General features: G+C 65.6%; 20 protein-coding genes and 1 pseudogene. 4 read left to right on the forward strand and 17 right to left on the reverse strand.

Going from position 1 to position 21368, the window contains the following annotated elements:
• The first annotated feature begins 13 nt into the window (after positions 1–13).
• Genes QDT69_RS00400 through QDT69_RS00410 form a run of 3 tightly spaced genes read left to right on the forward strand, consistent with a single transcriptional unit; the run spans position 14 to position 3303 of the window.
• Positions 14–1276 carry a Tm-1-like ATP-binding domain-containing protein gene (locus QDT69_RS00400; RefSeq protein WP_279704704.1) on the forward strand — a complete coding sequence of 421 codons (1263 nt, stop codon included), beginning with the start codon at positions 14–16 and terminating at the stop codon, positions 1274–1276.
• The gene (locus QDT69_RS00405) at positions 1273–1938 is read left to right on the forward strand and encodes an HAD-IA family hydrolase (RefSeq protein WP_279704705.1); all 666 of its coding nucleotides are present in this window, start codon (positions 1273–1275) and stop codon (positions 1936–1938) included. The genes QDT69_RS00400 and QDT69_RS00405 overlap by 4 nt, the downstream gene beginning before the upstream one ends.
• A gap of 12 nt (positions 1939–1950) precedes the next feature.
• Entirely contained in the window at positions 1951–3303 is a 1353-nt protein-coding gene (locus tag QDT69_RS00410) for an aminotransferase class III-fold pyridoxal phosphate-dependent enzyme (RefSeq protein WP_279704706.1), read from the forward strand.
• Here the strand turns inward: QDT69_RS00410 and QDT69_RS00415 are convergent.
• The 12 genes and pseudogenes from QDT69_RS00415 to QDT69_RS00475 all read right to left on the reverse strand — a co-directional run bounded on the left by QDT69_RS00415 (position 3289) and on the right by QDT69_RS00475 (position 15117).
• Positions 3289–3606: a hypothetical protein gene (locus QDT69_RS00415; RefSeq protein WP_279704707.1), complete on the reverse strand. Its 318-nt coding sequence runs from the start codon at positions 3604–3606 to the stop codon at positions 3289–3291. The two genes, QDT69_RS00410 and QDT69_RS00415, sit on opposite strands and share 15 nt — an antisense overlap.
• The gene (locus tag QDT69_RS00420; RefSeq protein WP_279704708.1) at positions 3603–5615 is read right to left on the reverse strand and encodes a tyramine oxidase; all 2013 of its coding nucleotides are present in this window, start codon (positions 5613–5615) and stop codon (positions 3603–3605) included. The genes QDT69_RS00415 and QDT69_RS00420 overlap by 4 nt, the downstream gene beginning before the upstream one ends.
• A 65-nt stretch (positions 5616–5680) precedes the next feature.
• Positions 5681–6700, reverse strand: coding sequence for a branched-chain amino acid ABC transporter permease (locus QDT69_RS00425; RefSeq protein ID WP_279704709.1), 1020 nt, complete (start codon positions 6698–6700; stop codon positions 5681–5683).
• Positions 6701–6705: 5 nt separating this feature from the next.
• Positions 6706–7572, reverse strand: coding sequence for a branched-chain amino acid ABC transporter permease (locus QDT69_RS00430; RefSeq protein WP_279704710.1), 867 nt, complete (start codon positions 7570–7572; stop codon positions 6706–6708).
• Between the two features lie 18 nt (positions 7573–7590).
• Positions 7591–8289, reverse strand: a complete 699-nt coding sequence (locus QDT69_RS00435) for an ABC transporter ATP-binding protein (protein WP_279704711.1) — start codon at positions 8287–8289, stop codon at positions 7591–7593.
• The gene (locus QDT69_RS00440) at positions 8276–9007 is read right to left on the reverse strand and encodes an ABC transporter ATP-binding protein (protein WP_279704713.1); all 732 of its coding nucleotides are present in this window, start codon (positions 9005–9007) and stop codon (positions 8276–8278) included. Before QDT69_RS00440 ends, QDT69_RS00435 begins: the two co-directional genes overlap by 14 nt.
• A 1-nt stretch (position 9008) precedes the next feature.
• Positions 9009–10325, reverse strand: a complete 1317-nt coding sequence (locus QDT69_RS00445) for an ABC transporter substrate-binding protein (RefSeq protein WP_279704714.1) — start codon at positions 10323–10325, stop codon at positions 9009–9011.
• Positions 10326–10364: 39 nt separating this feature from the next.
• A complete protein-coding gene (locus tag QDT69_RS00450; protein ID WP_279704715.1) occupies positions 10365–11453 on the reverse strand; it encodes a GTP-binding protein in 1089 nt (362 codons plus the stop codon).
• Entirely contained in the window at positions 11453–13120 is a 1668-nt protein-coding gene (locus QDT69_RS00455; protein WP_279704716.1) for an amidohydrolase, read from the reverse strand. The genes QDT69_RS00450 and QDT69_RS00455 overlap by 1 nt, the downstream gene beginning before the upstream one ends.
• A gap of 173 nt (positions 13121–13293) precedes the next feature.
• Positions 13294–13879, reverse strand: a pseudogene (locus tag QDT69_RS00465) (gamma-glutamyltransferase).
• On the reverse strand, positions 13801–14148 hold the full coding sequence (locus QDT69_RS00470) for a gamma-glutamyltransferase (RefSeq protein WP_347952014.1): 348 nt from the start codon (positions 14146–14148) through the stop codon (positions 13801–13803). The pseudogene QDT69_RS00465 and the gene QDT69_RS00470 overlap by 79 nt, the downstream one beginning before the upstream one ends.
• 294 nt (positions 14149–14442) lie before the next feature.
• Positions 14443–15117, reverse strand: a complete 675-nt coding sequence (locus QDT69_RS00475) for a LuxR C-terminal-related transcriptional regulator (protein WP_279704720.1) — start codon at positions 15115–15117, stop codon at positions 14443–14445.
• A gap of 222 nt (positions 15118–15339) precedes the next feature.
• Here QDT69_RS00475 and QDT69_RS00480 point away from each other — a divergent pair, with 222 nt between their 5' ends.
• Positions 15340–16542, forward strand: coding sequence for a serine hydrolase (locus QDT69_RS00480; protein ID WP_279704721.1), 1203 nt, complete (start codon positions 15340–15342; stop codon positions 16540–16542).
• A gap of 16 nt (positions 16543–16558) precedes the next feature.
• Here QDT69_RS00480 and QDT69_RS00485 read toward each other — a convergent pair whose 3' ends face one another.
• The 5 genes from QDT69_RS00485 to QDT69_RS00505 form a co-directional block, all read right to left on the reverse strand.
• Positions 16559–17962, reverse strand: a complete 1404-nt coding sequence (locus QDT69_RS00485; RefSeq protein ID WP_279704722.1) for an amidase — start codon at positions 17960–17962, stop codon at positions 16559–16561.
• Between the two features lie 87 nt (positions 17963–18049).
• The gene (locus QDT69_RS00490) at positions 18050–18811 is read right to left on the reverse strand and encodes an SDR family NAD(P)-dependent oxidoreductase (protein WP_279704723.1); all 762 of its coding nucleotides are present in this window, start codon (positions 18809–18811) and stop codon (positions 18050–18052) included.
• Positions 18812–18871: 60 nt separating this feature from the next.
• The gene (locus tag QDT69_RS00495) at positions 18872–19582 is read right to left on the reverse strand and encodes an ABC transporter ATP-binding protein (RefSeq protein ID WP_279704724.1); all 711 of its coding nucleotides are present in this window, start codon (positions 19580–19582) and stop codon (positions 18872–18874) included.
• Positions 19572–20291, reverse strand: a complete 720-nt coding sequence (locus tag QDT69_RS00500) for an ABC transporter ATP-binding protein (RefSeq protein WP_279704725.1) — start codon at positions 20289–20291, stop codon at positions 19572–19574. Before QDT69_RS00500 ends, QDT69_RS00495 begins: the two co-directional genes overlap by 11 nt.
• 3 nt (positions 20292–20294) lie before the next feature.
• Positions 20295–21368: a branched-chain amino acid ABC transporter permease gene (locus QDT69_RS00505; RefSeq protein WP_279704726.1), complete on the reverse strand. Its 1074-nt coding sequence runs from the start codon at positions 21366–21368 to the stop codon at positions 20295–20297.

The raw sequence follows: 21368 nt of genomic DNA on the forward strand, positions 1-21368 counted from the left end.
CACTGACAAGGTCATGCCTGAGATTACGCAGCCCCGCATTCTCCTGATCGGAACGGGAGATACCAAGGCCGACGAACTGCTGTTCATGAGCGAGTGCATCGCACGCGCCGGCGGCAGAACCATCATGATGGACATCAGCGTGCTCGGCGATCCGCCCTACCAGGCGGCGCATGACAAGCATGCGGTAGCGGCCGCCGCGCAAACCACGATCGCGGCGATTGCATCGAGCGGCGACGAGAACTCCGCGATGTCGCTGATGGCGATTGGCGCCGCCAATCTGGCCCGCGAACTCGCGGCAGACGATGCCATCGACGGCGTGATCGCGATCGGCGGCACGATGGGCACCGACCTTGCGCTCGACGTCGCGCAGGCGCTGCCGCTCGGCCTGCCGAAGCTGATCGTCTCGACCGTCGCATTCTCGCATCTGATCCCGCCGGAGCGCGTCGCCGCCGATCTGATGATGATCCTGTGGGCCGGCGGCCTCTACGGCCTCAACGGCACCTGCACCGCCGTGCTGTCGCAGGCCTGCGGCGCGATCGTCGGCGCCGCCAGGAGCGCGATCAAGCCGCGCAAGGACCGGCCGGTGGTTGCGATCACCTCGCTTGGCAAGAGCTGCCTGCGCTACATGGTGGAGCTGAAGCCGCAGCTCGAGCAACGCGGCTATGAGGTGGTCGTCTTCCACACCACCGGCATGGGCGGCCGCGCGATGGAATCGATCGCCGCGCAAGGCGGTTTCGCCGCCGTGCTCGATCTCAGCCTGCAGGAAGTCGCCAATCAGCTCACCGGCTCGGTGGTCAATTCCGGCGCAGACCGGCTGGAGAATGCAGGCAAAGCAGGCATTCCGCAGATCGTCGCTCCCGGCGCGATCGACATGGTGGATTTCCCGGCGTGGCTTGGGGTGCCAAACGAATTGTCGGATCGCCCGTTCCACGCGCACAACCGGCTGCTCGCGTCGGCGACGTCGGGGGCAAACGATCGCCGCAGGATCGCAGGCGCGATTGCCGAGAAGCTGGCCCGCGCCAGCGCGCCGGTCGCCTTCGTGCTGCCCGCCGGCGGTATCCAGCAATGGGATCGCGAAGGCGAGGCTCTGCACGACCCCTTTGCCCTCGCCGCCTTTGTGGATGCGATGCGCTCGGCGGTCCAGCCACCGGTCGAGCTGCACGAGATCAAGGACCACATCAACAGCACGACGTTCAATGAAACCGTGCTCGGCATCTTCGACCGCTGGGTCGCCGCCGGCATTATCCGCCCCGGCCGGGCGACGGTCGCCGCATGACGCGGCCGCTCGCAAAGGCGCTGGTGCTCGACTTCGGCGGCGTGATCTCGAAGACCCTGTTCGAGACCCATGATTTGACCGAGCGCGCACTCGGGCTCGCGCCGTGCACGCTGAAATGGCTCGGCCCGTTCGCGCCCGACAGCGATCCGCTCTGGGCGGCGATGCAGCGCGGCGAGATTTCCGAACGCGACTACTGGCTGACCCGCAGCCGCGAAGTCGGGCGCATGGTCGGCGAGGACTGGCACGACATGGAAACCTTCGTGAAACGGGCGCGAGGCGCCGATCCCGACACCGTGATCCGCCCGGAGGCGGCGCGCGCGATCACCCTCGCCGCCGACGCCGGGTTCCGGCTCGCCATCCTCTCGAACGAGCTCGACCTGTTTTACGGCGCGGATTTCCGCACCCGCCTGTCCATCCTCAAGCGCTTCGATACCATCGTCGATGCAACCCATACCGGGATCCTGAAACCTGACCCGCGCGCCTATCAAAGCGTGCTGGACGAACTGGCGCTGGAGGCAGACAATTGCGTCTTCGTCGACGACCAGCGCCGCAACATCACAGGCGCCGCCGCATGCAACATGCGCACGGTGCTGTTTGACGTGCGCAACCCGGCCACGTCCTACAGCGAGGCGCTGCGGCATTTCGGGCTGCAATTCGAGTAACAGAGAACGATCATGCGCGACAGAAACTTCCTGGCTGAGAACAACGCCAAGCCGATCTGGCACCCGATGGCCCATCCCGCCGAGATGCGGGCACAGCCGCCGCGGATCGTGATGAAGGGCGAAGGCGTCCACGTCACCGACATCGACGGCAAGACCGTGATCGATGCGGTCGGCGGCCTGTGGAACGTCAACCTCGGCTACAGCTGCGATCCGATCAAGCAGGCGATCGCGGACCAGCTCAGCGCCTTGCCGTACTACTCGGGCTTCCGCGGCACCTCATCCGGTCCCTCGATCGAGCTCGCCTACGAGCTCACCGAATGGTTCAAGCCCGAAGGCATGGTCCGCGCCTTCTTCACCTCGGGTGGATCGGACTCGGTCGAGACCGCGCTGCGGCTGGCGCGGCAGTACTGGAAGATCAAGGGCCAGGCCGACCGCACCAAGTTCCTGGCGCTGAAGAAGGGCTATCACGGCACCCATTTCGGTGGCGCCTCCGTCAACGGCAACGCCAACTTCCGCCGCAACTATGAGCCGATGCTGCCGGGTGTCTTCCACATCCCCGCGCCGTCGACCTATCGCAACCCCTTCAACGAGACCGATCCCGCCAAGCTCGCGCAGCTTTGCGCGGCAGCGATGGAGGAAGAGATCGCGTTCCAGGGCGCCGACACCATCGCCGCCTTCATCATGGAGCCGGTGCTGGGCGCCGGCGGCGTGATCGTGCCGCCGGACAGCTTCATGAAGCTGGCGCGCGAGATCTGCGACCGCCACGGCATCCTGATGATCGCGGACGAGGTCGTCACCGGCTTCGGGCGCACCGGCGCATGGTCGGGCTCGCGGCTGTGGGGCGTGAAGCCCGACATGATGACGATGGCCAAGGCGATCACCTCAGGCTATTTCCCGCTCGGCGCGACGCTGATCGGCGAGCAGGTCACCGAAGCCTTCGAAGCCGATGCGACGACGTTCGGCTCGATCGGCCATGGCTACACCTATTCGGGCCATCCGGTCGGCTGCGCCGCGGGCATTGCGGCGCTCGCCGAAACCCGCCGCCTCAAGCTCGACGAGAATGCCGCCGCGCGCGGCAAGGACCTTGCCCAGGCGCTGGCTGCGCTCAAGGCGAAGCATCCGCTGGTCGGCGATGTCAGGGGCAAGGGCCTGATGGCCGCGCTTGAGCTGGTCGCCGATCGCGACAGCAAGAAGCCCGCCGACAAGAAGACCATGGCGAAGGTCGCAGATGCCGCCTACGAGGCCGGCGTGATGCTGCGCGTCTCCGGCAACAACCTCATCCTGTCCCCGCCCCTCATCCTCACCTCACTCGATGTGAAGGCGATCGCCGAAGGGATCGACGCCGGCCTCTCAGCGGCGGGCTGACAGCGCACTGACGCAGGCCATGGCGCGCTCGAACGGCGCACCATCCGCCTTGTCGCGATCGAGGCAATCGGCCAGCAATGCGGCCGACATCCTCTGATCGGTGCAGAAAATCCGCATGAAGTCGGCCGCGAGCGCGAGCTTGCGCGGCGCGGATTGGCGTTCCCATTCGCCGCTGCTCAGATAGAGCAAGGACGCATCGTCAGTGCTGCTTTCGGCGGCAGCGCCACGCGCGGCTGGCTGCGCGGCCAACAGCCCCAGCAGCGCGCCGGCCATCGCGCCCAGGCGATGCGCGCGGCCACTCATTTGCTCTCCCTGGCGTTCACCATCGGCGGCACGTCGAGCGCGGGATTGCGGTCGAAGAAGTTGAACGGACGCAGCCGGAAGCCGTGCCACAGGCCGGGCATCACAGGCCAATCCTCTGCGCGGGGCACGTGGCGGAAGCCCACGGTGTACCACAGCACGAGGTCGCGATCCTCGATCGGCCGCTTCGCCGCCGTCCATTTCGGCAAGCCGTCGATGTCAGGGTTTTCGTTCGGATACATGCCCGCGGCGTAGCGCTCGTCCTTGGCGTAAGCCGAGGTCCACAGCGTGTAGGCGCTGAAGCCTGCGCGCAACTGGATCGGATCGTCCTTGGCGAGCAGCGAGACGTCGGAATGGCCGGGCATGATCTGATAGCTCGTCCGATAGCCCTGCTTGTTGGTCTTGCCTGCACTCTCGATCCTGAACTGCGCGGCGCTCAGCGGCGTCGTGACCGGCCCTTCGGTCGCGACCGGCTCGGTGTCGACCTGCCACAGGCTCTTGCGCTGGCCCTGCTCCAGCCGGCGGACGCTGAAGCGATCCTCGACCAGCCGGTTCGAGGTGCCGTCGACGTCCATGTCGATCCGGAACGTCATGTAGTGATCGTGATTGACGGCGAGCAGCCGCTCGTCGACCAGGGTCCCATAGGCCGTATCCTGCTTCGCCGTGGGGTCGCTCAGTGTCTTGCTGGCGACGCCCTTGGTCGCATCGATGCCGTAGGCGCCGAGCCGGACATCGATATTGCCGGCACGGTCGAACACGTAGTCCACGAGGTAGTCGTAATTGCCGACCACCGGCGCCATCCGCACCACCAGCTCGTTGTTCGGCCGCACCTCGGCGGTGTTGTTGATCAGTTCGCTGTGGCGCCAGATCGGATCGCCGGTCGGACGCTCGAAGATGCAGACCGCGCCCTTGGAGACGACCGGATTGCCCTTGGTGTCAGAGATCGTCAGATCGAGGAAATGCGCGCCTTCCGGACAATCGATGCCGCGCTGCAATTCGCTGGAGAGCACGCCAAAGCCATACTCGCCGATATCCATATAGGCGCGGAACGACCAGGTCGGCGCCGGGTCCATATAAGGCACGAACATCTCGCTCGCGGAGATCTGATAAGCGATGTCGCGGAACGTGCCGTGGTCGTCGTAGCGGATCAGCGACAGCACCGCGCCGACGCGCGGCTCGAGGCGAACATGGAACGACCAATTGTCCCAGCGGACCTGGCCGCCCTCCACCTTCACGTTGCTGCCCTCGGGCGCAGTGATCTCGATCGGCTTCGGCGGCTTGCGGTATTTTCCGGAGTCGGCATAGGCGTGCGAGGGCGACTGCGGCGGCGGCGGCACCACGCCGAGATCGGTCACCGACAGCACCGTCCTGCTCTTGAGATCGACCTGGGCGACCAGATTCTCGATCGGCTTGCCCCAGAGATTGTTGCCGGCGCCCGTGGTGTCGACGCAGGGCACGTTGAGCAGGCGGCGGCCCTTCAGGGCCGGGTCGCTCACCGGCCCGACCGTCAACGGCAGGCACAGCACATTCTTGAAGTCGGTGATGCCACGCTTGGCCATCGCCGCGATCCAGCGCGGATCCTGCTTCGGCAGATCGCCGGCGGACATTAATTCGTCGATCGTCAGCGCGGCCTCACGATCGCTGACCTCGTTCCAGCCGACGAGGTTGCGCGCGGCCAGATCGATATGGGCTTCGTAGAGATGCCCGCCGCTCAGCAACGTCGCGCTGGCGCGGCGTACGAAGGGCTGTCCGGGCTTCCACGCCCGCACCTCGTCCTTGGGATCCTCCTCGACCGTCATGGAGACGACCCGCGCCGCGTCGTCGAGCTTGCCGGCGCCACGGAGGATTTCGGAGACCGAACGGATCTCGTCGGTGGTCAGCCCGTCCATCGGGTGCGTCGCGGCCGCCTGCGGCCACATCCTGCGCTCGGCCTGCGCGGCCGTCGGCGCCGTCAGTGTCGCCGCAACCAGGCCCGCCGCTGCCCATCCGCATCCCCGAAATATCCGAGCCATCACGCCCTCCACTCAAAGCCAGAACGGTCAGAATACAAGCAATGGTGACGGCGTGAAGGCCCGCCTCATCCGGTAACCCGTTCCGACGCACCCGGCGGGATCGCGGCGGTGGCCGGACGCGGTGCGGCACGGTGCACGTCGAGCAGCCGCACGCCGAGGCGATCGCGCAGCGCCGGCCAGATGCCGCGCGGCGCCACGATCATCACGACGACGGCGATGATGCCGAGCCCGACCAGATACCAGCCGCCGGACAGGCCGAGCGGGCCGGTCATCAATTCGCGCAAGCCAAAGAAGATGATGACGCCCAGGATCGGGCCTTCGAGCGTGCCGATACCGCCGATGATCACGATGAACATCATGTAGACCGACCAGTTGACGTCGAATGCCGCGAGCGGCGCGATGAACAGATTGCCCATGAAGCTCAGCGCACCGGCCAGCCCGCATCCCGCCGCCGACAGCACGAAGGCGATGAAGCGATTATGCCGGACATCGACGCCGACGCTCATCGCGGCAAGATCGTTGTCGCGCACACTCATCAGGCCGAGGCCGAAGCTCGAGGTCATCATCTTGTAGAGCGCCGCGATCGTGACCAGCGTCAGGCCGCCCGCCAGCCAGAACATCGTCGGCTCGAACCAGTCGAAATCGATCAGCTTGCTTGTCGCCAGCGGCATGCCCGAGGTGCCGCCGACCTCCTGCGACTTCATCGTGAACGCGCCGATGATCTCGGCGAATACCCACATCGCGATCGAGAAATAGGCGTCGCGCAACCGAAACAACGGAAACGCGATGATCGCAGCGACTGCGCCGGCCACCAGCGGCGCGACCGGCAGCACCCAGATCGGGGTGACCTCGAGCCAGCCCGAGGTCAGAAACAGCGCATAGGCGCCGAAGGCGATGAAGACCTGGTGACCGAGCGACACCAGCCCGGCATAGCCCGCCAGCAGGTTCCACATCTGCGCCATCGTCAGCAGCAGCAGGCATTCGGTCGCGAGCCGCAGGAAACCCTCGTTCAGCACGAAGGGCGCGCCAGCAATCACCGCGACGAGCACGATAGTAGAGGCCAGGAGAAATGTCCGCGTCGGCATCGGCGTCACACCCTGCTCGACACGAGACCCGACGGGCGGATCAACAGCATGATGAAGAACAGCAGGTGCGCGTAGAGCAGCCCCGCATTCGGATCGATCTTGAGCCCGATCAATTGCGCCATGCCGAGCGCGATGCCGCCGAGCAACGCGCCCCAGAACGAGCCGAGCCCGCCGAGCACCACGACCTCGAACGCGATCAGGAGCCGCTCCGCGCCCGAGAACGGCGTGAAGCTCGACCGCACCGCAAGCAGCACGCCGCCGATCGCGCCGAGCGCCAGCGACAGGCCCATCACATAATTATAGACCCGGTCCGGCTTGACCCCGGACAGCCGGACGATGTCGCGGCGATCGGCGGTGGCGCGCACGATCCGGCCGAACTCGGTACGGCGCAGCACCAGCTGCAGCGCCATGAACAGCAGCGCGGCGAGCACCAGCGTCAGCAGCGGCATGATCCCGATGTTGAGGCCGGCGATTTCGAGGCTGGCGCGCGACAGTTCGCCGACCTGCACGCTGCGCACATCGGCGCCGAACATCTCGACCATGACATTGCGCAGGATCACCGAGACGCCGAAGGTCAGGAGCAGCGGCGACAGCGGATCGGGCGACGTCACGACGCGGTTGACGATCACGGCCTGGTAGAGCCATCCGACCGCAAAGGACAAAGCGATCACGGGGATCAGCATCAGCAGCGGCGAGACCTGCGGAAACAGGTTGGACAGCAGCACGGCGCAGAATGCGCTCAGCACCATGAACTCGCCATGCGCAATGTTGACGACGCGCATCACGCCAAACACCAGCGCGAGCCCAATGCCGAGCAGCGCGTAGAGCCCGCCCAGCAGGGCCCCGTTGATCAATGTCTCAACCCAGATCATGTTCGTTGCCAATCCTGGCTAGTTTCCGAAATAAGCGTGCGTCAGCTGCTCCGGCTGCAACCCTTGCGCCGGGCCGGTCAGCGACACCCGCCCCTTCAACAGGCAATAAATTCGCTCGGAGGTCGCGAGCGCGCGCTTGACGTCCTGCTCGACCAGCACGACGGCGGTGCCCTCGCGGCGGATGTCGGCGAACGAGCGATAGATCTGCTCGACCACGACGGGCGCGAGCCCGAGCGAGATCTCGTCGCAGAGCAGCAGACGCGGGTTCGACATCAGCGCGCGGCCGATCGCCGCCATCTGCTGCTGGCCGCCGGAGAGCTGGCCGGGAAACATCCGCCGCCGCTCTTCCAGGATCGGAAACAGGTCGAACACTCGCCGCAAGGTCCAGCTGCCCTTGCGCCGGTTGACGCTGCCCATCAGCAGGTTTTCCTCAATGGTCAGCGAGTCGAACAGCAACCGCCCCTCGGGCACCATGATGAGACCGAGCCGCGACACCTGCTCGGCCGGCATCTGAGAGATGTCGACGCCGTCGAAGCGCACCGCCCCGCGCCGCTCCTCGTTGAGCCCGACCAGCGCCTTCAGGAACGTCGACTTGCCGGCGCCATTGGCGCCGACCAGCGCCACCGCCTCGCCGTCGGCGACGGTGAAATTCATGTCGAACACGGCCTGGAGATCGCCGTAGAAGATCTGCAGGCCGTTCACATCAAGCAACGCCATCGGCCTTCAATCCCATATAGATTTCACGCACCACGGCGCTGTCCATGACGTCAGCCGGCGGCCCCTCCAGCACCTTGCGGCCGAAATCGAGCACCAGGATGCGATCCGACACCGCGCGCAGCGCGTGCGGAATGTGCTCGATCCAGATCATGGCGTGATCGGCTTTCACGCCCTTGATGATGGCAACCAGGCGCTCGACCTCGGGCTCGGTCAGCCCGGCGGCGATCTCGTCGAGCAGGATCAGCTTGGGCTTCGAGGCCAGCGCCTTGGCGAATTCCAGCCGCTTGCGGTCGATCAGCGGCAACGCGCCCGCGAGCTTGTCCGCCTTGGCGTCGAGCCCGGTCCGCTGCAACACTTCCATGGTCCAGTGCGAGGCCGCCTCGCCGAACAGTCCGGCACCGTAGGACGCCGCGACCAGCGCGTTCTCGTAGACCGACAGATGCGGAAACGGCTGCGGGATCTGGAACGCCCGCCCAAGCCCCATCCGCGCCCGGCGATGCGGTGGCAGGCCGGTGATCTCCTTGTCGTCGAGCATGATCGAACCGCCGTCGGCCACGAGCAGGCCGACGATCAGGTTGAGCAGCGAGCTCTTGCCGGCGCCGTTCGGGCCGATCACGCCGAGACACTCGCCGCGCGCCAGCTCGAAGCTGACGGCGTCGGCGACCACGATCTCGCCGAAGCGCTTCGAGAGCCCGCTGACGCGCAGAAGCGGAGCCATCTCAGGCCAGCTTGGAGAGCAGCTGGAGATCGGCCTGCTTCGGGATGAACGGCGCGGTGCCGTTGTGCACGATCAGGAGCTCGTATTTCGACTTTCCGCCCTTGCTCTTGCGCCATTGCCCGCCGGACAGCGAGGTCACAGCGACGTTCTTGATCGGCGTTCCCTTGAACTTCACCGGCCCGACCACCGTCTCCATGTCGAGACCCGCGATGGCATCGCGCAGCGAGTTCTTGTCCTTTGGATCGCTGTTCTGCAATGCGGCGAGCGCAACCTCCCACAAGGCATGGGCGTAACCGATCGGCTGAGTCCATTGCTTGCCGGTCGTCTTCTCCCATTCCGCGGCGAGTTCGGCGGCGGTCTGCCCGGTCAGCGACGACTTGAACGGATAGGCCGGCGTCCACCACACTTCGGTGGACATGCCGTCGCCCCGATCGCCGAGCGCGTTCACCGCACTTGGAAACAGGAACGCCGCGGCAACGGTGCAGATCTGCGGCTTGAAACCGGCCTGGGCGGCCTGGTTCCAGAGCGTCACCCAGTGATTGCCGTAAGTGAAGCCGGAGACGATGTCGACGCCGTTGTTCTTGAACGACGACACCTGATTGGTGAAGTCATCGGTCGCAATCTGGAATTTTCCGGCAGAGAATTCCTGATAGCCCGCCTGCGTAATGCCGCCGGGCAAACCGACCTTCGGGTCGGAGAACGCCTGGCCGGCGGGATTGTCGATATAAAGCGTGCCGACCTTCTTGTTGGTCTCGACCGACTGCCACATGCCGAGGAAGTTCTTCACGACATCATCGGCGCCCCAGAAGAAGTGATAGCTGTAGGGGAAGCCCTTGTCGGGGGTCGACTTGCGCGGAAACATCCAGCCCTGCCACGGCACCATGGTCGAGATCGAAGGAATGCCGCGGGCATCGGCGAGCTCTTGCACCGGCGCCTGCGCGTCGCCGTCCTCGATCAGGATCAGGTCGCATTTCTCCCGTAGCACCAGCTCGCTCGCAACCACCGACGAGCGGTTCGGATCGGACTGATTGTCCTTGAAGACAAACTCGACCTGCCAGGTCTTGCCGCCGATCTTGAGGCCATCCTTGAGGCGGGCCTTGATGCGTTCGTGAATCCAGGTGTCGGGTTCGGCAAACGGCGCGCGGACGCCGGAGAGGCAACCGACCCAGCCGATCTTGATGGTGTTGCCGGCCGCGCGTGCGATATTGACCAGCGGCACGTTCATGGCCGATGCGAGACCGGTGGCACCGGCCGCCTTCAGCAGCGTGCGCCGGTCGAGCCGGCCGGACGACGGGTTCGTCTTTGAATTCTCAGTCATGTCCCTCTCCCTGAAACAATTGTCTGAAGTAAATTCCGCCTAGGCCGCGGATCGCTGGATCGCCGCACGGCTCACCGCGGCAAATTTGCACAAGGTGTTCTCGATGATCTGGCGCGGGATGCCGCGCGCGATGAAGACGAGACGCGAGCGGCGGTCCGCAGATGGCCAGCCGGCAAGCGTGATCGGCGGATGGAACACGTGCTGCACGCCGTGCACCACCATTGGCGCCTCCGGCTGCTCGGCGACATGCACGATCGCCTTGAAGCGCAGCAGGTCTTCGCCTTTGAGCGCCGCGACATAGTCGAGCCAGCGCGCGAATGCGTCGCGCTGGATCGGCTCGTCGATGATCAGGCTGTAGGACGATACGTCAGTGTCGTGCGCGTGGTGACTGTGGTGGTCGCACGCCTCGCCATCGCAATGGTGATCTTCGTGATGGTGCGGTTCGTTCGCCGCCTGCGATGCCAGATCGAACCAGCGCACGACATCGGCGGACCGCGCCGCCGGATCGAACAGCCCGGCATCGAGGACCTTGGCCGGTTCGACCATTCCGTTCCGCACATGCGCGCGCGTCGCCACCGGATTGATCGCTGCCAGCTGCGCATCGAGCCGCGCCAGCACATCGTCAGCGGTAAGGTCAGTCTTGGTCACCAGCAGCCGGTCGGCGACCGCGACCTGCCTGACGGCTTCGTCATGCGCCGCAAGCGTGCGCGCGCCATTGACGGCATCGACGGTCGCGACCACGCCATCGATCCGGTAGCGACTGAGGATATCGGGCGCGGTCATCAGCGTGTGCAGTACCGGCACGGGATCGGCTAGCCCGGTGGTCTCGATCAGCACGCGGTGGAACGGCGGGATCGTGCCGGCGGCGCGGCGAGCGGCAAGATCGGCCAGCGTCTCGATCAGATCCTCGCGCACCGAGCAGCAGATGCAGCCATTGTCGAGCAGCGCCAGGCGATCCTCGCTGCTCTCGACCAGCAGGTGATCCAGCGCGACCTCACCGAACTCATTGATGATGGCGACGACGCCGTTGAGCTCCTCCTGGCGCAGCAGATGGTTCAGCACCGTGGTCTTGCCGCTGCCGAGGAAGCCGGTCAACACCGTGACCGGGATCTGGTCCACTGCCGCCATCATGCGCCCCGCTGGTAGACCTTGCGACCCTCGAAGAAAGTCATCTCGACCCGCGTGTCGGCCAATTGATCCGACGGGATGTCGAAGATCATCTGGTCCAGCACGATCAGGTCGGCGGATTTCCCCACCTCGATCGAGCCGATCGACTGGCCGAGCCCGGCCGCGCGCGCGGCGTCGATGGTGTAGATGTCGATCACGGTCGCAAGGTCGAGCGCCTGCTCCGCCCACAGCGACTTGCCGGGAAAATCCCCGGTCGGATTTTGCCGCGTCACCATGCCCTCGATGCCCTGCCAGGGATCGGGGATCGGAATGACAGGCCAGTCCGAGCCGCCGGCCATCAGCGCGCCCGCCTCCTTCAAATCCCGGTTCGGCCAGAAGCGCTGCGCGCGCTCCTCGCCCATCGCGGCCTTGTGCGCCTCGAGGAAGATGGTCGGATACCAGATGATCGGCGACAGGTCGGCCGCGACGCCGAGCTCGGCGAAGCGCTTGATGTCATCCGGCGCGATGTAGCTCGCATGCGCGATCTGATGAATCAGGTGGGTCGCCCCGTTGAAGCTGCGCACGACGTCGATGGCATCGAGCGCCTGCGTCACCGCGGCATCGCCGGCGCAATGGATCTTCGCGGCCAGGCCCAGCTTCTCGCAGCGCCCGAGCCAGCGGATCAGGTCCGGCACCGTCAGCATGGTCGCGCCGCGGAAGCAGCAGCCGCGCACGGGATCGGCGACGTAAGGCTCATGGAAGGCCGCAGTCTTGGCGCCGGGCACGCCGTCGAGGAACACCTTCACATAGTCGGGCTTCACATGGGCGCCGCGATACTGCTCACGCAGCGCAAACAGCTCCTCGCCGGCCTTGCCGAACATGAAGCCCGGCTCGACCACCGGCATCGCGCAGACCGCCCAGGCGGTGAGTTCGCCGCGGTCGTCGAGCCCCTTCAGCGCCGCCATGATCGGCTGCATGCTGGCAGCGTCGATGAAGGCGGTAACGCCATAGGTATTGAGGACCGAGATCGAGCGCGCCACCGCCGCGCGGTCCATCTCGGCCGTGTAGTGACCGGAGGCCGCGAGCGCCCGCTCCACCAAACCCGAGGCGGCCTCGATCATGATCCCGGTCAAGGTCCCGGTCTTGAGATCGCGACCGATCTCGCCGTCGGTCGGATCAGGGGTGTCGGCCTGCACGCCGGCGGCCCGCAGCGCCGCCGAGCTTGCCCAGCGATTGTGATAGGTGTCGTCGCGCAGCACGACGGGGTGCCCGAGGCATGCCGCGTCGAGGAGCGCGCAGGACTCCGCGGTGTTCATCTCGTTCAGCAGATGGTTGCCGAACTGCCCGCCGACGATCCAGGCGCCCGGCGCAGCCGCCGAGGCCGCCTTGTGCAAGGTCTCGGCGATCCTCGGCACGCTGTCGGCGTTGGAGAAGCGCAGCTCGTAGAGATCGGCCTGCCCGCCCATCATGATGTGATTGTGGATGTCGACGATCCCCGGCATCGCCATCCGCCCGCCGAGATCGACGGTCTCCGTCCCCTCGCCGATGAGCGACGCGACGTCGTGCTCCTCGCCGACGGCGATGAACCGGCCGGCCTTGACCGCCGCCGATGTCGCCCAGGGCTGCCCGCGGTTCGACGTGTAGATCCGGCCGTTGCGGAAGACCGTGTCGGCGAATGTCCTGTTCATGCGGATCAACTTCTCGATTGGGAGAGCCTGGAGCGCTCGCTGTGCGGTGCACAGCGGCCGAACCGCGCACGACACCAGCATGGCGCCAAACGTTCGGCATGTCGGCATTTGGAACAATCCACCGTCCGGTGGATGCTCCGTTGCCTCCCGCAATGCGGGCAAGCGGCAGCAGCTTAAAACCGCAGCGCCAGGCCGTCCTTGCGGTGGTCGGAGGCGCCGAGCAGAACGCCGCGCGCATGGTCGATGCGGATCGCCTGGCAGCCGCCGATCGGCTCCTCGGAGAAGCGGGCCGCGTGACCGCGGGCGCGCAGCTCGTCGCGGATATCAGGCGATATCGTCGTCTCCAGCGACAACGCGCCGTCGAAGGCAAAGGAGCGCGGTGCCTCCGCTGCCGCCCGCATTGAGGTCGCGGTCGACCACCGTGACATAGACGGTGTCGCGGTGCTCGATATCGTCCCAGGTCGCGGGCGCGGACGCGCGGCCCATGTCGATCTTGCTGCGGATCCTTCCGATATAGTCGTCGGCCAGGAAGGCGGCCGGATCGACCTTGCTGGTCGCCGGATCGCAGGAGAAGGCATCGCGGGCGCGGTAAGCGGCCTTGGTCGCTTCGGCGAGCAGATGGATGCGATCGGCCTGCGCGAGTGAACCGACGTCGTAGCCGGCCAGCGTGCGCAGGGTCATCAGCGCGGCCAGGCCCTGCCCGTTCGGCGGACACTCGACCACGTCGTGATCATGGTATTGCGCCGAGATCGGCTGCACACATAATCCGAGCTGTGCGCGGCAAAATCGTCGGTGCTGTGGGCGCCGCCCAGCCCGCGCAAGATGCTCACCATCTCATCGGCAGCCTCGCCCGTGTAAAAAGCCTCGCGCCCGTGCCGTGCGATCCGGCGCAGGGTGCGGCCGAGCGCAGGTTGGGTGCGGATGTCGCCAATGTCAGGCACCTTGCCGCCCGGAAGGAACTGTGCCGCAGTATGGGTCCCTGCTTTCGCAGCGACGACGCCCGGGAAAAGATTTGTGCACTCACCCACTCTCCCGTGTCATCGCCCGGCTCGACCGGGCGATCCAGTACGCCGCGGCCCATCGGTTCAATAACGACTGTCTCTGGAATACCGGATCACCCGCTTTCGCTTTCGCGGGTGATGACACCGAACGAGCTTTGCGAGCGTGCCCCTGTCGTCCCTGCGAAAGCAGGGACCCATAACCACAAATGCAGATTGATGCGCGACGGCGGAACGACGAGTCCCGATCACATCGCCGCCACGGAGTATGGGTCCCTGCTTTCGCAGGGACGACATGTGGAGAGAGCCGCGGCTTCACGCCACTCAGTGCGGCCGCGACATCATCGCCACCACGGCCGACCGCGTCTCGACGCCGAGCTTCTCGAAGATATGAATCAGGTGCGTCTTCACCGTCGCGAGGCCGATGTTCAGGCATTCGCCGATCTCGCGGTTGGTGCGGCCGCAGCACAACAGCTCGACCACCTCCATCTCGCGCGAGGTCAGGCCGTAGCGCGCCGGCTCGTCGGGATTCGACGACAGGCGGCTGGTCAGGTTGAACTCGAGATAGTCGTGGATCTTCTCGGCGATGTGCATGCTGCCTTCGGGGATCGCGCAGCCCGGCGCCCAGAGCACGCTCATGCCGGCGACGATCCGGTCGTTGCGGCGGAAAAAGAACTCGATCATGTCGGCGACGCCGCATTGGCCCGCGAAGGCGCGGTAGGTCGCCGCCTCCTGGGACGCGCATTGGGCGAGCGCTGTGCTCAGCCGGGCAATCGACCGGTTGCTCGCCGAGCGCGGATGCAGCGGATCGAGCCGGTTCATGCCGGCAAGATACTGGTCGTGGAAACTCGGCGGGACGTTGCTGGAGAGCACGAAGCGGTTGAGGGTCAGATTGCCGTCGACCTCGTAGAACGCGGTCGCGGAACCCTCGAGAATCCCGCGCGCGAACTGAATGGCCTGCGTGGTTGCCGGATCCGGTCGGCCCAGAAGCGCAATCATGACCTACCTCCCGATGTTTCCCGATGGCGAACGTCTGTGCGTCGCATACCTGGCACGCTGGGGCAGACGCAGGGCGTAGTCAAGCAATTTGCGGGCCAAGCGCACATCCTGGCAACAGTTACGCCGGAGTAACCTCAGGCCCCCCTCCACCATCCGGTTGATTGCGGACGGCGCGACCCATGCGGAACTTTCGCACCTCCCCATGTCATCATTGGATCAAGAATGAATTCGCGTCGCATCATGGCCGCCTTCCCGTCGGCGGCCGACGAACAAGTCACGCTCGCCAACTGGCGTCAGCATCCCTTCAACGAGTGGGCATTCCGCAATGTCCGCGAGCTGCTGCCCACTGCGAACATCGCACGCGCATCGGCGCCGGCGCCGCTGTCGTTTGCGCCGCGCTATCTCGACGACGTCAGCTTCGCCGATCCGCGCGGCGAGACGGTCGGCGTCGGCCAGGCACTGCGCGCCAGCCACACCGACGGCATCGTGGTGTCGCATCGCGGCCAGATCGCGTTCGAATGGTATGCCCACGGTCTGGCACCGGATACGCCGCACCTGATCTTCTCCGTCAGCAAGTCGGTCGCCGGAACGCTTGGCGGCATCCTGGCCGATCGCGGCAAGCTCGATCCCGACGCGCCGGTGACGCGCTACATCCCGGAGATGGAGGGATCGGTCTATGGCGGCAGCTGCACGGTGCGCCACCTGCTCGACATGAGCGTCGGCATCCGCTTCGACGAAGACTACATGGCGCGCGACGGCGACATCATCAACTACCGCCGCTCGACCGGCTGGGAGCCGCCGGATCCGGCGATTCCGCCGAGCAATCTGCGCGACTATCTGCGCACGCTGCGGCCGAACGGCGCGCCGCATGGCGAGACCTTCCACTACGTCTCGACCAACACCGACGTGCTCGGCTGGGTCTATGAGCGCGCCTGCGGCATGTCCTATGCGAAGATCCTCTCGCACTATCTGTGGCAGCCGATGGGCGCCGAGCACGACGCCTACATCACCGTCGATTCGCGCGGCGCGGCGCGTGTCGCCGGCGGCGTCTGCGCGACACTGCGCGACCTCGTCCGCTTCGGCGAGATGATGCGCAATCAAGGCATCAGCAACGGACGGCAGGTCGTCCCAGGCTGGTGGGTCGACGACATCAGGCAGAACGGCAATGCCGAGGCGTGGTCGCGCGGCGACCTGACCAAGGTGTTTCCGAACGGCAATTACCGCAACAAGTGGTACACGCTCGACCGCGGCGAAACGCCGTTTGCCGCCGTCGGCATCCACGGCCAGTGGATCTACATCGATCCGGCCAACGAGACCGTGATCGCGCGCGTGTCCTCGCAGCCGCTGCCGATGGACCTCGATCTCGACCACATGTGGATGCGCGGCTATCGCGCGATCGCAGCCAGGCTTGCCGGCAAGGCCTGACCGGTCGACGGAGACCTCATTCGACAGGAGGCCGCCGCGTATGCCAGTCGGTCACCGACTGGAACGCGGCGCCGGCACGGACCAGCACGTCCTCGGACAGATGCGGGCCGACCAGTTGCATGCTGAGCGGCATCTGGTCCGAGGCCATGCCCATCGGCAGCGTGATGGTCGGACTGCCTGAGAAGTCGAACACCGCGGTGAAGCGCAGAATGCTCAAGAGCACGTTGGGGTCGGCCCCGTACTCGCTCATCTTGGTCAGCGTCGGGATCGGCACCGGCATCGTTGGGATCAAGAGCAGATCGATATCCTCGAACATCGCAGCAAGGCTGCCGCTGAACTTCAGCCGCTCGTGATGGATCGCGGCAATGTCGACGCCGCTCATCGCCCTGCCCTGCTCGATCAACTGGGCGAGGTCCGGTCCGTATTCCGACTTCCGCGACGGGTAAGTGTCCAGATGCGCCTCCGCCGTCTCCACCGAGCACATCGCGATCCACTGGCTGACGAGCTTCTGGTAGGGCGGGACATGCACTTCGCGGATGTCGGCGCCGAGATCGGCGAGCGTGCGCTCGGCTTGCACCAGGGCGGTCACGACCTGCCGGTCGATTCCCTCCTGGGTATACCTGCGATCGACGCCGATCCGCAGGCCCCTGATGCCCTCGCCTGCCCCGGCGAGATAGTTCGGCACTACCGCCCGCAACGCGGTCGGATCGTTGGCATCGGCACCGGCGATGACGCCCAGCATCGCCGCGGCGTCGGCAGCGCTGCGGCACATCGGCCCGACGTGATCGAGCGAGTCAGCCAATGGGAAGATGCCGTGCCGGCTGACCCGGCCCCAGGTCGGCTTGATCCCGGTCAGGCCGCAGGTCGCCGACGGAAACCTGATCGAGCCGCCGGTGTCGCTGCCGATCGAGCCGTAACAGAGCCCCGCCGCGGTCGCGACGCCAGATCCGCTCGATGACGAGCCGACCCAATAATTCACGTTCCACGGATTGAGCGGGGCCTCGACGGCCGGATGGTGGCTCGTGTAGGCGCCCTCCGTCATCTTGAGCTTGCCGAGTGTCACCGCGCCGGCGACTTCGAGCCGGTCCACGATCGTGGCGTTGAAGGACGGCACGAACGTCGCGTGGATCGTGGTGCCGCCCGTGGTCGGCGCAAACGTCGTGTAGCAGAGATCCTTCAGGGCGATTGGAACGCCGTGCAGCGGGCCGCGCCAGATACCCCTGGCGATCTCCGCATCGCGCTGTTTCGCCTGGGCCATGGCGCGCTCCGCAAGGACGTGCGCGTAGCCGTGAAACTGCCCATCCAGCTTGGCGATCCGGCCGAGGATCGCCTCCGTGATCTCCGACGACTTCGCCTCGCCGCGGCGGATGAGCCCGGAGACCTCGGTGATCGACTTGTAGTGCAATGGATCCGCTGACATCTGACGCCCTGCTGTTTTCGGAAAATGCCTGCCCGGACCGCCGCTCCGGGCGGCGGTCTCATCACCTGTACTGACGGCGTGCTGCGCCTAGAACTGGACGCCGCGCGTCAACGCGCCGTCCACCACGAGGTTGGTCCCCGTGATGAAGCTCGCCGCCCTACTCGCAAGGAACACCGCGGCATTCGCCATCTCCTGCGGCGTGCCCATGCGGCCGGTCGGGTTGAGTGCCAGCGCGGACTTGTACAGTTCGGGATTGCCGTCCTTGATCATGTTCCAGACGCCGCCCTCGAAATAGGTATTGCCCGGCGACACCGAATTGGCCCGAATGCCCTTGGCGGCGAGCTGGTAGGCAAGCCCCTGCGTATAGTGGATGATCGCGGCCTTGAACGTCCCATACGGACCGCTGGCAAAATCGACCTCGCGGCCCGACACGCTGGAGATGGTGACGATCGCTGCCGCCTTGCTCTTCTCGAGATGGGGCATCGCGGCGTTGACGAGCCGCACCGTGCCCATCATGTCGGTGGAGAATTCCTTCTCCCAGCTCTCCTCGTCCTGCCCGATCGAGAGCGCACTGACATTGGCAACCACGATATCGATGCCGCCGAGCTTGGACGCCATGTCGGCGACCCAGGCCTTCAGCGCCGGTCCGTTCGAAACGTCGACCGCGCTACCGAACGCCGCAACGCCCTTGGCCTTGATCGCGGCAACGACGCTCTCGACATCCGCCTGGTTGCGCGCGCAGATGCCGACATTGGCACCCTCGGCGGCGAACGTGTCGGCGATTGCCCTGCCGATGCCCTTGGTGCTGCCGGTGACGAGAACCTTTGCTCCCTTGAGTCCCAGATCCATGTCCATTCCCTCCGTTATTGTCGATTATGACAACCGTTATTCACCACGCGGCGCAGCCAATTAGAGCAGCAGCTGCGCACGAACATTGTCCTCGTTGACCTCCTCACCGGCCAGCGACCGCGTGATCTTGCCCTTCTCCATGATGTAGCAGCGCTGCGCGACAGCGAGGATGGTGTCGAGATTCTGCTCGACGATAATGATGGTCGTCCCAAGCTCCGTACGGAACGATTTCAGTGCGTCGCAGATGTGCTGCACGATCGAGGGCTGGATGCCCTCGGACGGCTCGTCGAGGATCATCAAGGACGGATTGCCGATCAGTGCGCGGCCGATCGCAAGCTGCTGCTGCTCGCCGCCCGACATAGTGCCCGCGATCTGCCGCCGGCGCTCCTTCAGACGCGGAAAATACGCGTAGACGAGTTCCGGCAGCTTCTTTCCGTCCGGGCCGCCGATCAGCTCGCCGACCTGCAAATTCTCCTCGACGGTCATCTGCGGAAATACGTCACGGCCCTGTGGGATGTAGCCGAAGCCGGCGCGCGCCCGCGCGTCGGCCTCGAGCTGCGTGACGTCCTGGTCCATGAAGGCGATGGTGCCGCGCCAGCTCTGCAGCAGGCCCATCAGGCAACGCATCAGCGTCGACTTGCCGACGCCGTTGCGGCCGATTACGCCGACGATCTCGCCGCGCGAGACCTGCATGCTGACGCCCTGCAGGATCGGCGTCGCGCCGTAGCCCGCCCAAAGCCCCGAAACATCCAGAATGCGATCAGTGGGCATGGGTCTTACCCAGATAGATTTCCGCGACCTTCTCGTCTGCCAGGATGGCCTCGAGGCTGCCGCGTGCGAAGATCTTGCCAAGATGCAGAACGGTGACGCGTTGCGCGACCTGACGCACGAACGCCATGTCATGCTCGACCACCAGCACGGTCATGCCCCCGGCATTGAACGATTTGATCAGTTCGCCGGTCTTGTGGGTCTCCTCCGGCGACATGCCGGCGGTCGGCTCGTCCAGCAGCAGGAGTTGCGGCTGCAATGCCAGCGCCATCCCGATCTCGAGCCATTGCTGCTGGCCGTGCGACAGCGCGCCGGCGAGCTTGCCGCTGTCGTCGGCCAGATCGAGCAGCGCCAGCAGCCGATCCTCTTCCTCCATGCGCTCGGCGCCCGAAAGCCGCTCCTGGAGAGCGATCTGGATATTCTGCCGTACCGGCAATTCCTTGAACACGCTCGGCGCCTGCATCTTGATGCTCATGCCACGCTGCACCCGCGCGTAGGGCCGCTCGGCGGTGATATCGACGGAGTCGAAAAAAATGCTGCCCTTGGTCGGCGGATAGAGCCCGACGATCAGCTTGAACAGCGTGCTCTTGCCTGCGCCGTTGGGCCCGATCAGGCAGTGGACCTCGCCGGCATTGACCGTCAGGTCGACGTCGGAGACCGCGGTCAATCCACCGAAGCGCTTCGAGACACCCTTCACATCGACCAGTGCCATGGATCAAGTCTCATCCGATTGCAGACGGGCCGTGTCGGCCAACGCAGCTGCCTCGTCGCGCCGTCGACGCCTGCCCCACCAACCGACAACGAGTTTGCCGATCCCCAGCACAAATCCCTGCGGCGCCAGCATCACGGTCGCGAGCAGCAACGCTCCCATCAGCACCAGCGCCGCCTGCTGGCTGTAGACCGTGATGGTCTGGAAGCCGAACAGCAGCAGGAACGAGCCGACCAGGGTCGCGGTGAGATCGTTGCGGCCGGAGAACGCGACCCACACGATCGGCATCGCCGCCGCCGGCAGGCCGATACTGGACGGCGTGATGAACTGCCCCCACGATGTGTACAGCGCGCCGCTGAGGCCCGCGAGGCCGCTGCCGATCACGAAGGTCAGGAGCTGATACTTGCGGACGTCGTAGCCGAGCATCTCGGCGCGCTGCGGATTTTCCCGCGTCGCCACGATCACGTTGCCGACGCTCGAGTTCATCAGCATGCGCAGCGCGATGTAGACGACAACGATCAACGCGATCATGACGTAATAGAGCGCCGATCCCTCGATGTCGAAGTCGCCGACGGTGAGCGGGTCCATTCCCTTCATGCCGTTGAAGCCGTTCAGCCGCGCCGGACCGATATGCCATTCGGGTCCCGCGGTCTGTCCAAGGAAGAAGGCAAGCACCAGCGTCGCCGAGAGCGTCACGATGCCGAAGAAGATCCCACTGATGCCGCCCCAGATCATGAAGTAGCCGAGGATCCCGGCCGCGATCATCGCGATGACTACCGAGAGGACGAGCGCCGCGATCGTCGCCGTGCCTCCGCCCATGTTGATGGCGAGCACGCCGTAACCATAGCCGGCAATGCCGAAGAAGAAGGTCTGGCCGAACGACAGCATGCCGCCATAACCCCACATCAGGCAGAGCCCGAGCGCCATGAAGATCCAGATCAGGAAGTAGGCGAAATTGCCGACGTCATAGGAATCGGCAAACAACGGATAGATCAGCGCGCCCGCCAGTACGGCAAGGAAGCCGGACCAGAAGATCCTTCCACGTCCGAGCGTTTGTGGACCGTCGAGCAGCTTCAACAT

The sequence above is a fragment of the Bradyrhizobium sp. CER78 genome (genome assembly GCF_029846235.1).
In the GTDB taxonomy this organism is placed as follows: domain Bacteria; phylum Pseudomonadota; class Alphaproteobacteria; order Rhizobiales; family Xanthobacteraceae; genus Bradyrhizobium.

Coding starts and splice junctions, on each gene's coding strand:
- QDT69_RS00420 (WP_279704708.1), bottom strand. CDS start 5,615: ATGGCTCGGATATTTCGGGGATGCGGATGGGCAGCGGCGGGCCTGGTT.
- QDT69_RS00425 (WP_279704709.1), bottom strand. CDS start 6,700: ATGCCGACGCGGACATTTCTCCTGGCCTCTACTATCGTGCTCGTCGCG.
- QDT69_RS00475 (WP_279704720.1), bottom strand. CDS start 15,117: ATGATTGCGCTTCTGGGCCGACCGGATCCGGCAACCACGCAGGCCATT.
- QDT69_RS00455 (WP_279704716.1), bottom strand. CDS start 13,120: ATGAACAGGACATTCGCCGACACGGTCTTCCGCAACGGCCGGATCTAC.
- QDT69_RS00505 (WP_279704726.1), bottom strand. CDS start 21,368: ATGTTGAAGCTGCTCGACGGTCCACAAACGCTCGGACGTGGAAGGATC.
- QDT69_RS00480 (WP_279704721.1), top strand. CDS start 15,340: ATGAATTCGCGTCGCATCATGGCCGCCTTCCCGTCGGCGGCCGACGAA.
- QDT69_RS00435 (WP_279704711.1), bottom strand. CDS start 8,289: ATGGCGTTGCTTGATGTGAACGGCCTGCAGATCTTCTACGGCGATCTC.
- QDT69_RS00440 (WP_279704713.1), bottom strand. CDS start 9,007: ATGGCTCCGCTTCTGCGCGTCAGCGGGCTCTCGAAGCGCTTCGGCGAG.
- QDT69_RS00430 (WP_279704710.1), bottom strand. CDS start 7,572: ATGATCTGGGTTGAGACATTGATCAACGGGGCCCTGCTGGGCGGGCTC.
- QDT69_RS00450 (WP_279704715.1), bottom strand. CDS start 11,453: ATGGCGGCAGTGGACCAGATCCCGGTCACGGTGTTGACCGGCTTCCTC.
- QDT69_RS00415 (WP_279704707.1), bottom strand. CDS start 3,606: ATGAGTGGCCGCGCGCATCGCCTGGGCGCGATGGCCGGCGCGCTGCTG.
- QDT69_RS00495 (WP_279704724.1), bottom strand. CDS start 19,582: ATGCCCACTGATCGCATTCTGGATGTTTCGGGGCTTTGGGCGGGCTAC.
- QDT69_RS00405 (WP_279704705.1), top strand. CDS start 1,273: ATGACGCGGCCGCTCGCAAAGGCGCTGGTGCTCGACTTCGGCGGCGTG.
- QDT69_RS00410 (WP_279704706.1), top strand. CDS start 1,951: ATGCGCGACAGAAACTTCCTGGCTGAGAACAACGCCAAGCCGATCTGG.
- QDT69_RS00490 (WP_279704723.1), bottom strand. CDS start 18,811: ATGGATCTGGGACTCAAGGGAGCAAAGGTTCTCGTCACCGGCAGCACC.
- QDT69_RS00485 (WP_279704722.1), bottom strand. CDS start 17,962: ATGTCAGCGGATCCATTGCACTACAAGTCGATCACCGAGGTCTCCGGG.
- QDT69_RS00500 (WP_279704725.1), bottom strand. CDS start 20,291: ATGGCACTGGTCGATGTGAAGGGTGTCTCGAAGCGCTTCGGTGGATTG.
- QDT69_RS00400 (WP_279704704.1), top strand. CDS start 14: ATGCCTGAGATTACGCAGCCCCGCATTCTCCTGATCGGAACGGGAGAT.
- QDT69_RS00445 (WP_279704714.1), bottom strand. CDS start 10,325: ATGACTGAGAATTCAAAGACGAACCCGTCGTCCGGCCGGCTCGACCGG.